12 protein-coding genes are annotated in these 14,236 nt (G+C 48.8%); all 12 read right to left on the bottom strand.

The window, feature by feature from the left end; all coding sequences use genetic code 11:
* Positions 1-13: 13 nt before the first annotated feature.
* The 12 genes from AC6I1H_RS10445 to AC6I1H_RS10390 all read right to left on the bottom strand — a co-directional run bounded on the left by AC6I1H_RS10445 (position 14) and on the right by AC6I1H_RS10390 (position 14,223).
* Positions 14-952: a ribose-phosphate diphosphokinase gene (locus AC6I1H_RS10445; protein WP_497737535.1), complete on the bottom strand. Its 939-nt coding sequence runs from the start codon at positions 950-952 to the stop codon at positions 14-16.
* Positions 945-2,339, bottom strand: a complete 1,395-nt coding sequence (gene glmU, locus AC6I1H_RS10440) for a bifunctional UDP-N-acetylglucosamine diphosphorylase/glucosamine-1-phosphate N-acetyltransferase GlmU (RefSeq protein WP_497737534.1) — start codon at positions 2,337-2,339, stop codon at positions 945-947. The genes AC6I1H_RS10445 and glmU overlap by 8 nt, the downstream gene beginning before the upstream one ends.
* 148 nt (positions 2,340-2,487) lie before the next feature.
* A complete protein-coding gene (spoVG, locus tag AC6I1H_RS10435; RefSeq protein ID WP_120765234.1) occupies positions 2,488-2,745 on the bottom strand; it encodes a septation regulator SpoVG in 258 nt (85 codons plus the stop codon).
* Positions 2,746-2,827: 82 nt separating this feature from the next.
* Entirely contained in the window at positions 2,828-3,640 is an 813-nt protein-coding gene (gene purR, locus AC6I1H_RS10430; protein WP_497737533.1) for a pur operon repressor, read from the bottom strand.
* Positions 3,641-4,387 (bottom strand): NTP transferase domain-containing protein, encoded by a 747-nt coding sequence (locus tag AC6I1H_RS10425; RefSeq protein WP_497737532.1) that lies wholly within the window; start codon positions 4,385-4,387, stop codon positions 3,641-3,643.
* Complete coding sequence (locus tag AC6I1H_RS10420) at positions 4,384-5,082, bottom strand: GntR family transcriptional regulator (protein ID WP_497737531.1); 699 nt, start codon at positions 5,080-5,082, stop codon at positions 4,384-4,386. The genes AC6I1H_RS10425 and AC6I1H_RS10420 overlap by 4 nt, the downstream gene beginning before the upstream one ends.
* Before the next feature lie 110 nt (positions 5,083-5,192).
* A complete protein-coding gene (gene ispE, locus AC6I1H_RS10415; protein ID WP_497737530.1) occupies positions 5,193-6,047 on the bottom strand; it encodes a 4-(cytidine 5'-diphospho)-2-C-methyl-D-erythritol kinase in 855 nt (284 codons plus the stop codon).
* A gap of 73 nt (positions 6,048-6,120) precedes the next feature.
* Positions 6,121-8,748, bottom strand: a complete 2,628-nt coding sequence (gene cphA / locus AC6I1H_RS10410) for a cyanophycin synthetase (RefSeq protein WP_497737529.1) — start codon at positions 8,746-8,748, stop codon at positions 6,121-6,123.
* Positions 8,749-8,965: 217 nt separating this feature from the next.
* A complete protein-coding gene (locus AC6I1H_RS10405; protein WP_497737528.1) occupies positions 8,966-9,781 on the bottom strand; it encodes a cyanophycinase in 816 nt (271 codons plus the stop codon).
* Positions 9,782-9,867: 86 nt separating this feature from the next.
* On the bottom strand, positions 9,868-11,436 hold the full coding sequence (locus AC6I1H_RS10400) for a DUF3794 domain-containing protein (RefSeq protein WP_497737527.1): 1,569 nt from the start codon (positions 11,434-11,436) through the stop codon (positions 9,868-9,870).
* Positions 11,437-11,574: 138 nt separating this feature from the next.
* Positions 11,575-12,078, bottom strand: coding sequence for a hypothetical protein (locus AC6I1H_RS10395; protein WP_497737526.1), 504 nt, complete (start codon positions 12,076-12,078; stop codon positions 11,575-11,577).
* 51 nt (positions 12,079-12,129) lie between these two features.
* Positions 12,130-14,223, bottom strand: a complete 2,094-nt coding sequence (locus tag AC6I1H_RS10390; RefSeq protein ID WP_497737525.1) for a DUF3794 domain-containing protein — start codon at positions 14,221-14,223, stop codon at positions 12,130-12,132.
* Positions 14,224-14,236: the final 13 nt, after the last annotated feature.

Raw genomic sequence — 14,236 nt, 5'->3', positions numbered from 1 at the left:
TCTGACCTCTGTTCTAATCAAACAGAGTGCTTACCGACATATTCTCATGTATTCTGGAAATAGCTGCGGCAAAAAGCGGCGCCACCGAAAGCACTGTGATTTTCCCCTTTCTTTTATCGTCTTTCAATCGTATGGTGTTCGTCACCACGACTTCCTTTACGTGAGATTGTTGAAGTCTTTCGACGGCAGAACCCGATAGCACGGGATGGGTGCAGCATGCGTACACTTCTTTTGCTCCCCGCTCAAGAAGCGCTTCTGCTCCCAGGATGATGGTCCCGGCGGTGTCTATCATGTCATCGATCATGATGACGGTCTTCCCCGACACCTTGCCTATTATGTTCATGACTTCGGCCACATTTGGCTCCGGGCGGCGCTTGTCTATGATGGCTATGGACGCGCCTATGCGGTTGGCCAGTTCCCTGGCCCGGGTAACGCCTCCCAGGTCTGGGGATACCACTACCACGTCCTCAAGTCCTTTTTTCTTGAAATAGTCCGCCAGAATCGGCACCGCCAGCAGGTGGTCCACCGGGAAATTGAAATACCCCTGAATCTGGCCCGCATGCAAATCCATGGTGAGTACTCTGTGGGTGCCCGCTGCTGAAATGATATCCGCCACCAGTTTTGCTGTAATGGGGTCCCGGGGTTTTACTTTCCTGTCCTGCCGCGCATAGCCGTAGTAAGGAATTACCGCGGTAATACGCCATGCTGACGCTCTCTTGAACGCGTCAATCATTATCAGAAGCTCCATGATGTGGTCGTTCACGGGGCTCGAAAAGGGCTGGACCACAAAAACATCAGCACCGCGCACGCTTTCATTTATTTTTACCTGAATCTCTCCATCGCTGAAGGTGTTTACCACCGAATCGCCCAGAGTAATCCCCAGGTTGTCTGCGATCTCCTTTGCCAACTCGGGGTTGGCATTGCCGGTGAAAATCTCCAGTCTGTTATCCATTATTTTGATTTCCTCCCTCAATTTTTTTTCTTCTTTTTTCCGCCCAGCCTATTTTATTTTCCTGCCTGGCGCGGGCCACAGCCAGAGAATCCTCCGGCACTTCGCGGGTTATGGTGGAACCGGCTGCCACATATGAACCGGACTTTACGGTAACCGGCGCTATGAGGTTGGAATTGCATCCTATGAAGGCCCCATCTTCCACTACAGTTTGATGTTTTTTGTATCCATCATAATTCACAAATATAGTGCCTGCCCCTATATTGACTTTCCTACCGATGACGGCATCGCCCACATAGGAAAGATGCGGCACTTTCGACCCCGCTCCCACGCTGGCGTTTTTCATCTCCACAAAATCGCCGATCTTCGCTCCTTCGCTGATGCGGCATCCCGGCCGGAGGTTTGAAAAGGGGCCTATCTTGACTCTGTCTTCCACTGTGCTTTCCAGTATCTGGCTCATCATTATTTCCGCATTATTCCCGATACGGCTGTCTTTTATGCGGCTGGGCCCGACAATCAAACACCCCTCGCCGATATGCGTTTCTCCTTCCAGCAACACTCCGGGGTATATTATCGTGTCTTTCCCAATGGTTACATTCACATCCACCATGCATGTATCGGGATTTATGAAAGTCACGCCTTCCTGCATCCAGCACTCGATGATTCTCTTTTGCATGACGCTTTGCGCAAAGGCCAGCTGGCGGCGGTCGTTTATGCCGGAAAGTTCCAGTGAGTCGGATATCTCAAAGGCCAGTACATCCCTGCCATCGCCGTTGAATATTTCCACCACATCGGTGAGATAAAACTCTCCCTGGCGGTTGTCGTTTTTCACTTTCGACAGGGCTTCAAACACAAGGGAAGCATCGAAGCAGTAAAATCCGGAATTTATTTCGGTTATTGCTCTCTCTTCAGGTGAAGCATCCTTTTCTTCCCTTATGGCCAAAACCCGTTGTCCGTCTCTTATTATCCTGCCGTACCCTGTAGGATCCTGCACCCTGGCCGTCATCACAGTGGCCGCGGGCCTGTGCTCGCTGTGGAATTTCACCATAGCTGCGATGCTTTCCGCCGTTACAAGAGGCATGTCCCCGTAAAGTACCATGAGGACGCCCGCCCCTTCGGACGCTGCCCGGGCCTGCATAAGGGCATGGCCTGTGCCTTTCTGTTCCGCCTGAATCACAAAATCAACATCCTGATTTTCAAATGTCTTTTTCACTTCGTCGGCGCTTCTGCCCACCACTACTACCACTTTACCGGCGCCGGCCTTTTTTGCGGCGTTTATCACATGACCCAGCATCGGAATCCCGCAAACCCTGTGAAGCACCTTGGGAATATCGGATTTCATGCGGGTTCCCTCGCCGGCGGCCAGTATCACCGCCGTAAATCCAGTCATCCATATCCCTCCTAAAATTAAAACCCTGCGTAACAGAAATACCCTTCTGATATTTCGACATATATTTTTAAATCCCTTTATATTTTACAAAAAAAACACTATAATTTACAGCAAATATGAAAAATTTAGGACATCTTTTTAGATGTCCTCATGCCGTTTCCTGATTGTAATGCTGCAGGATGGTTTCCTGTATCCTGGCTCTTGTTTGAGAGTTGATGGGGTGGGCGATATCCTTGAACTGCCCGTCGGGCGTCCGGCGGCTCGGCATGGCCACAAAAAGTCCGTTTTGCCCCTCTATGATGCGAATGTCATGAACCACAAACTCGTCATCAAAAGTTACGGATACCACTGCCTTCATCTTGCCTTCCTCTGCTACTCTGCGGATACGGACATCTGTAATCTCCAACGATTGCACCTCCCTGCCGAGAAATTTCGCATGTACAATTTCTATATAAATCTTAAAATTCCTGCATGGGAAGTAAAATTTTTCACGAAATTGTGATTTTATCCGGCCTCATATTTATTATGCCTTTTTCGACATCTATTTCATCCAGCACCAGGAGGGAAAAGTAATCTTTTACCAGCTTCTGCTGCGGAACCCCGGTAGCCACCAGCACCGCCACGCCCACCACCGCCGCGTTAAATTCCGCCGAAAGCTCCATCATGCCCCGCGCTGTGCCGCCTCCCTTCATAAAGTCGTCCACTATGAGCACCCGGGCGTTTTCCGAGAGAGCCCTTTTCGGCAGGGACATGTTCTGTATCTTCTGGCCGGACCCTGAAACATAGCTTATATTCACGGACGGCCCTTCGGTCACGCGGCTGTCGCGCCGGGCCACGACCAGAGGCACATCCAGAGCTCGGGCGGTCATGAGCGCAATCGGTATGCCCTTGGTCTCCACCGTAAGCACGCAGGTAGGGTCCTTTTCCATGAAAATCTGTGCAAAGATCTGCCCTATTTTTTCGCTGTATTCCGGTGAAAATATCACATCGGTCATGTATATGTATCCGCCGGGTATTATGCGTTTATGGTCCTTAAGGTTTTCGCACAACGTTTCCACGAAGGATTTGATTTCGGCGTCGGTTTTTTTGACGCGGTATCGGACGCCTCCTCCTGCCCCGGCAATGGTGGAAAGTTCCCCTTCGCCGGAAATCGCAAAGGCGTTTTTAATTATGTTCAGGTCCTCGCTGATGGACGATTTGGCCGCATCCAGCCGTTCGCTGAAATAATTTAGCGAAATTATCCTGTTGGGGTTCTCGCACAACATTTTTGAAAGCAGGGCGAGCCTTTCACCTCGCCTCATTTAAATCCCTCCTGACAGAACTTTTTGCGCAAGTTCAAGGTCGCTTTTCTTGTCCACATCGGTGCCGATCTCGGGATAAGCGCTTATGACGGCTCTGGCTTTTATGCCGAAAAGATCCGATACCCTGTTCTCCAGCTCCTTAATGGTCAGCATGCCCAGCAATAATTTTACCACAAAAGAGACACCAAGAATCTTCGCCAGCATCCATGGCTTCTTGCGGTAAGTAAGGAAATCTTTTGCTCTGTCCATGGCTTTTTTTACGGTGCCCGCCTTGATTAACACTATATTTCCACCCGTAAAGGTGCCGTCCCTTATTCTTACATATGTGCGGTGGACTCCCGGGTATCTGGCGTCATTATCTTCCTTTCGCACTATGGGATAACTGAAGTCGGCTCTGCTCGCCCGGGCTTTTTCCACAAAATCCTTTATGGCCTCGGGCGTGATCATGGGTATATCGCACGTGAGCACCAGCAGTTCCTCGTCTTCGGGAAAGACTTCCGCTCCCCTGACGATATTTTCGGCCATGGAATCTCCCTGTTCCACGATAATGTCCACTTTGTTTTTGAGAAATGCCAGGGCCTGCGCATCTCCAACCACAGCTATCTTCCCCACGAAATCGAGAGCTTTCAGAGCCTCTATCACATACGATATCATCTCTTTGCCGTTGATTTTAATCACGGCTTTGCTGGCACCGACTTCTTTTAAAGGGCCGTCCGCCTGTTTTCCCGCCAGTATTAGGGCGTTCATGAAGGTTCCTCCCCCGCATCCATTTGTTTCCTGAGGATGTCCATGACGTTGTTTTCCACTTTTTCAATGTGGTCTTTGGCCAGCTTTTCCGCCATATCCGTATCCCGTTCTTTAATGGCGTTCACTATCCTGCGGTGTTCCTGAAGGATGCTCTTTATCCTGGCAGGGTTTGTAAAAGATTGCACTCTGAAGCGGTCTATCTGTTCTTTCAGGTTGTTTATAATCTGCGCCAGGCGGTCGTTTCTGGTGGCGGCGAACAATACCTGATGAAACTCCGCATCTTTTTTTATGATTGTTTCTACGTCTCCCTCTTCCACCGCTTTCTGAATATTTGACAGAATCTTCTCCATGGTTTCCAATTCCTCATCGGTGATGCGCTCCGCCGCCAAGGCCGCCGCTAATCCTTCCAGGCTCTCCCGGATCTCGAAAACATCGGCGGCGTCTTTCAGCGACAGGCCCGCCACATAAGCCCCTTTTCGGGGTATCATAACCACCAGGCCTTCGAGTTCAAGCTTGCGGATGGCTTCCCGCACCGGCGTCCGGGAAACTCCCATTTCCTCCGCCAGTTGGACCTCCATGAGCCTTTCTCCGGGTTTCAGCTCTCCGGTGATGATGGCTTCCCGGATTGCTCCGAACACCACGTCTCTCAACGGTTTGTAATTGTCCAGCTTTACAGACGATAATTTGTGAACCAATTTTCTCCTCCCTCCCCTTTGTGAAGTGTGAGGTGTGAGGTGGGAAGTGTGATTAAGTCCAACTTCCTACTTTACACCTCTATAATGCCGGCTTCTTCACATTACTAACTTCATTGTGTTTCAGAAATGATAATAGCTTTATTACCTGTATCCATCCTTGCGGCGGCCCTTTGCGCCGCGCTCCGGGTTTCGAAGATACCGTAAACCGTAGGGCCGCTACCGGACATGAGGCTGCCCAGGGCACCGTTTTTCCTGAGTTCTTCCTTGATAAAGGAAAGTTCGGGATAAAGACCAAAGGTTACCTCTTCCAGCACATTGCATAGCCCTTTTGCCATGGCGGCCACATCTTCATTGAGGATGGTTCGTATCATGGCAGCGGTATCGGGCCTTGATTTTATGTTTTTTACATTCAGTCTACTGTATACTTGTTTTGTCGACACCGAATAGTGGGGCTTTACCAGCAGCAGCGCTATTTTAGGCACCGGTTTCAAGGGTGTGAGTTTTTCTCCTATACCGCGAGCCACGGCAGTGCCTCCGTGAATGCAAAAAGGCACATCTGCTCCAATGGTTTTCCCCAGCATCATAAGCTCTTCTGTTGCTATCTTCAAATTAAAAAGCTCGTTCATCCCCACGATCACAGCCGCCGCATCGGCGCTGCCTCCGGCCAGACCCGCAGCCAGAGGGATGTTCTTTTCCAGCGTTATCCGTACGCCCGCATCCAGATTGTACTCTTCTATCATAAGTTTTGCCGCTTTATAGGCCAGATTACTTTCATCGCACAAAAGTTCCGGAGTGTTGCAGCACACTTCTATAGAACCCGGAGGCGTCAATTCGATTGTGAGGCGGTCTTTCAGGGCTATGGACTGCATGATCATTTCCACTTCATGGTAACCGTCGGGCCTCCTGTACAGCACGTCCAGCGTGAAGTTGATCTTGGCCTGCGCATCCATATCCAGTTTAAACAATGCTTCTCCCCTCCCATTAATATATAATATTTCACACAAAACTTCAAAATCCTGCTTGCCCAAAAAATATTGGTCAGATTATACCGGCTGCACCGGGAATCTTCGCTATTTTGTCACAGGATTTTCTTATGGCTTCCAGAGCGTTTTCGTAATGCTCGTAAAAGATTATAATCAGATCCCCTTCCAGAGCATTTTCAAAACTTGCCGCGATGGCCTCTTCTTCGTTTAAAATCACATCTATCCTGTCCCTTTTTAAACCCGCGGAAAGAGCTCCTTCGCAAAGCAACGATGCCGTCTCTCCGGGCTTTCTGCCCCTCAAGTCTCTGTCTTCCTTTATTATGAGACGATTGAACCCCCTGCCGGCCACGCGCCCCAGTGCAATAATATCTTCGTTTCTGCGGTCCCCGGGGCTGGCTATCACCCCCACCAATCGGGCGGGTTTTAACGATTTTGCTGTGTTGATGACGGCTTCAAATCCTGCGGGATTATGCCCATAATCCAGCATTACGGTGAATCCGGGCATCTCAAAAATATTCATGCGACCGGGATTTGTGGTTTGGCTGCAGTCGAAATCCTTCAATGCGCGGGATATGACCCTGTAGGGCACGTTTAATGCCCAGGCTGCCGCGGCGGCCGCCAGAGCGTTTTGCACATTGTGCCTGGCCCTGCCTTTCAGGGTGGCGGGAATGTCTTTCACCTTCATAAGAAAAGTCTCTTCATCCTGATTTTTAAAATAAATACCCCCATGCCGGACATATACCCCTCTGCCGCCCATGTCGATGTGTTTTCTGAGTACCAGATTGTCTTCCTCTGCGCTGAAAAAAATGATCTTGCCTCCCGCCCGGTCCTTTATTTCCACAGTCATTCTGTCATCGGCATTTAACACTGCAAAACCTCCCGGTTTTATCTGCTCTATCACCAGCGATTTAACAAAGGCCAGGTCTTCAAGAGTCTCGACACCGTCGATGCCCAGATGATCGCCGGTAATGTTTGTTATCACGCCCACATCGGCCTTCTCATAAGCTAGGCCTCCTCTTATGAGTCCGCCTCGGGCCACCTCCAGGACCGCCGCTTCCACCCTTGTATCGTACAGCACCATCCTGGCGCTTTCCGGACCGCTGCAGTCCCCTTCTTTTATGCGCTGCTGCCCGATATATACGCCGTCGGTACAGGTCATGCCGCAGGTCAACCCCCAGGCGGACACTATTTGATTTATCATTCTGACAGTGGTGGTCTTGCCGTTGGTGCCGGTGACCGCCACCAGAGGAAAAGGGGGAACTCCCTCGGGGTACAACAAATCCGCTATGGCTTCAGCTACGGGCCTGGGCTTTCCTTCGGACGGGAACAGGTGCATCCTTATGCCCGGTGCCGCATTTACCTCGATCACCGCACCGCCGCTTTTTTCTGCGGGAACGGCTATATCTTCCGTGGTGATGTCGATCCCGGCAATGTCAAGTCCCACCATGGAAGCGGCCCTTTCGGCCAACTCCCGGTTTTCCGGGCAGACAATGTCGGTAACATCCACGGCGATGCCGCCGGTGCTCAGATTCCCATTTTCCCTCAAGAAAATCCTTTCACCTTTTTGAGGGATAGTTTCCAGGTCCAGCCCTCGGCGGGCCAGTACCATATTGACCACCGGATCTATTTTAATTTTGGTGAGGGGTTTTTCATGTTTTTCGCCCCGGAGGGGATCGCTGTTGGTGATATCCACCAGTTCCCTTATGGTATGGATTCCGTCGCCGATAACGTGGGCGGGTATCCGTTCGGACGCGCAAATGAAGCGGCCGCCCACCACCAGAACCCGGTAATGCCGCCCCATAATCTGCCTTTCCACAATGATTTTCGAAGAATATTCCGAAGCGAGGCGGAAGGCTTCCCGCACCATTCTGGAGTTTTGCAGGTTCATGCTCACCCCCTTGCCCTGGTTGCCATCGCAGGGTTTCACCACTACGGGGAAACCCAGTTTTTCCGCCGCTTTCACGGCTTCATCTTCATTGTAAACCACCATGCCCTGGGGAACGGAGATGCCCGCCATGGAAAGCAATTCTTTGGTCATGGTTTTGTCACAGGCCACATCCACCGCAAGGCACCCTGTATTATGGGTGATAGTGGCCTCTATGCGTTTCTGCCGGGCTCCGTAGCCCAGTATCAGCATGCTGCCTTCTCCAATTCGGGTAGCGGGTATGCCTCTTTTTTTAATTTCGGAAACTATGGCAGCGGTGCTGGGCCCCAACCCTTTTTCCAAAGTTTCCCGGGCAAGCTCCCTGATCACCGCATCGGGTTCAATTTTTTGAGAACAAAGTATGGCCTCTACTAATCGCACGGAAAACTCCGCAGCTTTTATAGCCGGAGATTTCACCCTGTAGCCGAAAACGATGTCGTAAAGGCTCCCTTTGATCTTCCTTGCCTTGCCGAATTTCACATCCTGGCCCGAAAGGTTCAAGAGTTCTATGGCCACATGTTCTATCACATGAGGAAAATATGTGCCTTCTTTCAGGCGCAGCAAAAAACCTCCGGGAGTTTCAAGGCAGCAGTGGTGATGTGCCAGGCCCGGCAGCAAATCAAGCAGGGTGTCGTTAAATCCAGAAATATTCCGGGTAGGGGTTTCATCCATATCGCCCGCATCCAGAATCATTCTCACGACAGGTTTGGGGCTGTAGATATTAGGGCCTTCGATGGCCCTTATGTCTACAATATCCATCATACTCCTCCTTGTACAATTGCCTTCTTTCAATCTTTCCTTAATATGCTATCCATTTCCACTTCGGCTATACATGAAGTTGGGACAACACCCTAAACATTCCGTTCGACTTGTTGTTATCTCACTCTACAGTTTTCTTTAGTGTTGCCCACACCTTCGAGAAGCCGCTGGCTTCATGCCCCCGGTCAAGCTCAATCGCCATTTTGAACTTCGAACCTCAAACCTCGAACTTCGAAAAAGGTTGTCGCGTCTTCAGGTTAAAGCCGGCGCCGGAGGAAAGCACATGAATCCTGGCGCCAAACAGGTTTAACGGTTCGCCGGGGGAAAGTTCGGACACATTGGTGTATTCTACCTCTTTGCTGTCCACCACAGTCACGGTCTGGGAACCCACCACAGTAAACGTGGCATCGGGGTTGACTAGCACGGCGGTGTCTTCGTCGATGCCGATCCCGAGTATATAGGGATTCTGGGCCACCGCCAGGAGCAGCCTTCCTATGCGGCCCCGCTGAGCGAAGTGCTGGTCTATGACCACTTCCTCCAGCAGACCCATCCCCGGCGCCATGCTTATGGCATTGCCTTTAGGGGCCTGGTCCCCGTCGCCGCCGATGAGCATTATATCGCTCATGGCCGATGCCCCGGCACTGGTGCCCGCAATGAGCACCCCGTTGTTATAGGCCGCATGCAGCGCATGGTATACCGGGCTTCCCCCCAGAAGGCTGGTTATCCGAAGCTGATCCCCTCCCGTAAAAAAAATGCCGGTAGAGCTGGCAATCCTGTCAACTATTTCTTCCCGGAATGCTTCCCGCCGGGTTTCTATATTTAGGGCTACAGCATCCCGGACCCTGAGCTTTTCAAAAATATTTATATAACTTTGCCCCACCTCCCGAGGATTCTGGGCAGCTGCGGTAATTATGGTTATGCTGGCCTTTTCCCCGCCCGAAAGCTCCACCACCTTTTTAAGTATGGCACATTCCCTTTCTTTATCTTCGGCTCCTCCTATGATCATGAGATGCCCTCTTACTTTTTCACCCAAAAAAGATCACCTCGATATGTATTATTACCACTTTTTTTCAAAACAAAAAATCCCGCGGTAAGCGGGATTAGTTTTATTTTTCAATTTTAAACCGGCAATGGTGCCTGCGTAACGGCCAGCCTTACAGTTGTCGTTACTTTAGCCAGGACCTGCAGCACTACTTTCTCCAGCATCTGAGTCTCCGACAGAAGTTCCGAAATCACGCTTTCAATGGTGGGGATAAGAACCACGCTCATTCCAGGAGCCGCTCCCGTCACATCTACAAAGAAGCTGAAATCTACATCCTCGCTCTGTTCATATTCGATGTTATCGGTGCCGATATAGAATATCTGTTTATGAATTGTGCCCTGGATAATTACCTTATTGGCAATAACATTGCCTGTAATGGATGTTACGCTGGCGTCAATGTTCCTTATCTTCTGTGTGGGCCTTTCCATGGTCACAATATCCTGCAGAAGGGTTTGACCGGTGGCCTCTCCAGCCACTTCCGGCACAACGATTACAGGCCCGAGTCCTATCAGAAGGTTTATTTGAACATTCTGGGTTACCACCACTTCAAACATTATAACCACTTTTTGAAGCAAAGTAGTTTCATTTTCCAGAGTATAATTGATGGCTTCGATGGTCGGATGGACCTGAACGTTCATCCCAGGCCCGGCCCCGGTCACATCGACAAAAAGGCTGAAGGGCACGTCTTCCGCCTGGTGGTACTCCACATTATCTACGCCCACATAAAAGATCTGCTTGTGCAGTATTCCTTGGATTATGACCTTGTCGGTTATTACATCCGTAGTAATATCCCTGACCACTGCGGTGATTTCATCAACTTTCTGAGCGGCATTGGCAAGGGTCACTGTAGTTTCTACTATGAGCTGCTGGGAGCCGGTCCCCATGACCTGAGGCACATAATAAAGCGGAGTGCCGATTCCGGCCACCACATTGAGAATCTGGGTCTGGGTTACCACGGCGCTGAATGCCAGAATAACTTTTTGATGCAGTGTTGTAGGGTTTAAAAGACTATAGGTGACATGCTCAACCGCAGATGTCACGTTAACATCCATGCCCGGTGCTGCTCCCGTGATGTCCAGAAAATAGCTTATGGGGATTAGTTCAGTCTGGTGATGTATAACCGTGTCTTCCCCCACGTAAAAGATCTGCTTGTGAAGCGTTCCCTGAATGATAACTTTACCGGGTATCACGTCAGTTCTTAAATTTTCCACCATTGCCCTGATTTCCCGGATTTTTTCAGCGGGACTCGTCAGAGTCACAGTAGATTCCACCATCTTCTGGATGGTGCCTTCCCCTATGAGTACGGGGACTTTAATTTCTGGGTCCATTTTTGTACCTCCTTTTTGGTTTTGATATAAATAATCCTGAGATTTTTGTTCTCCCTCCTTTTGTGGAAAAATATTTTCTTTTATTAAATCCTCAGGGTTATCTTCCAACCCCGTTTCTCCATCAGTGGGGTTAAATGTTGTATGAATCTCTTCCGCTTCTTCCTCAGGATTTGTTGTTTTATCCATTTCCTGTATTTTTAATTCTTGTCCTTCCCCAATTGTTGCTGGTAGCGCAGTGCTTGAAAAAAACCTCTTTAATAAGAAATAGCAAATCACCACAACCAGCACCAATGTTGCGGCATAAACCCATACCGGCATGAAATCCCCCCTTTGCTTTCCCGAAGACGTTTCCAATTGTAAAAAGGACGATTGTTTATGGCGAAATCTCTGTTTGCTTAATTCTATAATATGTGAGCAACATAAAGGTGGTTACAAAAAAAAAGAGGCTATTTAGCCTCAGTAAAATTTTTCTCCCTCTCTTTTTATAATGCCTTCGCTTAAGAGTTTCTTTAGAATGGGTGACAGTATTTTAAATTTCAGGTTCATTTCCCGGCTTATGTCAAAACTTGTAATGCCGGGCTGTTTTTTTATCATGATGGCCACGGCTTTTTCACTGTTTGAAAGCAGGGGTTTCTTTATTGCTCTGATCATGGCGGCATCCTGCCCGTCGGCAGCTTCACAAATGCCAGCAGGATTCTGTTGAAATTGTGTGATACTCGCAGCTTGCGGTATTGAAGACAATTTGTCAACTCCGCCAGGGCGGTTATCTTTATATAGCTTTTTACGGTAATAAGCCTTTACGGAAAACTCATTGTCCAGGATGACCTGATATTCTCCATCGGTCATCCGGCACAGAGCTCTGTAGCCATCGGGTTCCTGCTTAATATCAAGCACCTCCACATCTATATGGGAAAACTCCCTGAAAAAATCCACTATCTTTACGGATATATCCTTCATCATACTCACCTTCTTCCCTTTTATTTTTTACCTGCTGCAAAGGCGAACATCTATTCAGAATGCTGCCTTCGCCTCGATATAGCAGGCTTTTATACGCACCTCATATTCCCCCTCTATCATCTCCCCACCGGCGTTCAGCAGAATTTTCCTGGGTTTTGCCGTAAATTCCATGCGGCTCCCATCAAAGTTTTTGCCGGCGCCTATATAAAACTTGAAGGCGGATTCGTCAAAGGCCTGGTACACAAGGTTGTCCCTGCCGGTATAAATGGCGTTTATTCGAATTCTGCCCGCCGCCCACAGGCCGGAGGAATCCTCTTCCATCCATGATTTTTCTACGTTTATGTTCACTTCCTTTATAAAAATGGCAGGGGTTGAAAGAGGCATGATATGAGTTATCTTCATAACTTTTTCATCGATGGATACCCTTTGGTAAATGCCTACAGAACGATCAGAAGTTCCAGTTACAAGATACAGGTCCTCCTGGCGGGTAGCTTCTGCATTAAAGTTCAAGTTGAACATAATCTCCACCAGGGAGGGACCGGATATTTTTTCCGAAACCCTTTCAGCCCTGGAAAGGACCCTGACCTGCATGTCTTTTGTCCCGCCGGATATTTCTCCCAGAACCCCGAAAGGCGAAACGGTTTTTACACAACGGACAATTCCCCCGGGGTCCGCATAGTACATATGTATATCAAGCTCGCCGCAAATCAAAAACCTGTGGTCCAGCACCGTCACATCGAGATTTTGTATTTCCCCTTTAATGTCTTCTATATATACTGCAGGATATTCGAGAGGTATTTCAATATTTTCCACCAGATCAAAAGTCCTGGTTTCCAGAATTTTATCCACCTGAAAGAGCTGCCTTTCTATTCCCTCCCGCGGTGTTATATCGGTAACGGCCAGGGTATGTTGTCTAACGAAACCGGTATATTTTACTTCCACCAGAACCTCTATCAGAACTCCTTCGCCGGAACATTCGGCTGTTATTAAATGAAGTATTTTTGCCTGTACATCAAACTCCGTTCCGGATTCCACTTTGCCCAAATTATGGTTTTCGGAAAATTCCATTTCAAGAAAGTTGTAAATCTCACGGAAGCTTTTATCAAGATAAAAAAGCTCAAATCCAATGGTACCATTAACTACCAGAGATTCTCCATCAACCTCCCAGCAAAGTTTTTGAACCCTGCCGTATAAATCTATTTTTTTTCCGGCCGGGGGCGAAATTTTAAAATTCTGCTGTCTTAAAAAAGAAAACTGGCCTTCATAGATGACCTGCTTGAGCAAAAGGTCTTCCTTTACAACCTTAAATCCCTCCCGGTCAAAGTCCGTCACTACCCGGCTTTCGACCCTTTCCACCACCTTCACCTTGAGCTCAAAACCTATAATCACATCATAGCACCCGGATTTTTGCGAAGGCCGGCAATATACATCATGAAAAAAGACAGAAAGACGGGCCTGCTGTTCGGGCAGAGCTTCGGGACAGGCGACCACATCTTCAAGGGGAAGTTCAATCTGGCTGTGTCTTTCCACTCCAGAACTCCCCTGGTAAAATATATCCACCGTAATTTGACCTTCCACCACCACCATCCCCTTTAAAATCCGGGCCTGAACCCCGGCGATATATGGTTTTACAGCAATAATGGCGGTGCAGCCGGCACACTCAAAAAAACCTCTGGCAATTCCGGGTTTTACCTGTTCTTCTACGGTGCGGAAAGTCACTATCTTTTCCGTCATTACATTTAGCTTCTCCGGGGCTACATCGGACCTTTCCACCACCGCTTTAATATTAAATTGCAGTAAAAAAGCTATGGAGAGCGTCTCGCCCGAAAGATAAGATTCCTTTGGCTTCGCCGAACACGCAACACATATTTCCATGTTTTCAATGATCTTTTCCGGGAAAAAGACATATCTTAAAGGCTTCTCTTCGCTGAAACAATGGAGGGCACCCTTTTTGTCCAGAAAATATATATCAATTTGAAGAGTTACCCATATTACCAGGGCATTTTCATTTATATTTTTGCGGATACTCACGACTTTTGTGACTATGTCGTCTATTCCGGCGGGCAATGGTTTCAACTTTATATCAAAATGCACATCCCTGGAATAAACCTTTCCCCACACGATTTCCTCCACCCTGAGATTCTCCATTTCATGCCCCTCC

This window comes from Biomaibacter sp. TOL (assembly GCF_059717795.1).
This window is presented reverse-complemented; position numbering and strand designations above follow the sequence as displayed.

Bases quoted from the DNA above. Each gene is read 5' to 3' on its own strand.
- AC6I1H_RS10445 (WP_497737535.1), bottom strand. From the start codon at position 952: ATGGATAACAGACTGGAGATTTTCACCGGCAATGCCAACCCCGAGTTG.
- glmU (WP_497737534.1), bottom strand. From the start codon at position 2,339: ATGACTGGATTTACGGCGGTGATACTGGCCGCCGGCGAGGGAACCCGC.
- purR (WP_497737533.1), bottom strand. From the start codon at position 3,640: ATGAGGCGAGGTGAAAGGCTCGCCCTGCTTTCAAAAATGTTGTGCGAG.
- AC6I1H_RS10425 (WP_497737532.1), bottom strand. From the start codon at position 4,387: ATGAACGCCCTAATACTGGCGGGAAAACAGGCGGACGGCCCTTTAAAA.
- cphA (WP_497737529.1), bottom strand. From the start codon at position 8,748: ATGGATATTGTAGACATAAGGGCCATCGAAGGCCCTAATATCTACAGC.
- AC6I1H_RS10400 (WP_497737527.1), bottom strand. From the start codon at position 11,436: ATGCCGGTATGGGTTTATGCCGCAACATTGGTGCTGGTTGTGGTGATT.
- AC6I1H_RS10395 (WP_497737526.1), bottom strand. From the start codon at position 12,078: ATGATGAAGGATATATCCGTAAAGATAGTGGATTTTTTCAGGGAGTTT.
- AC6I1H_RS10390 (WP_497737525.1), bottom strand. From the start codon at position 14,223: ATGGAGAATCTCAGGGTGGAGGAAATCGTGTGGGGAAAGGTTTATTCC.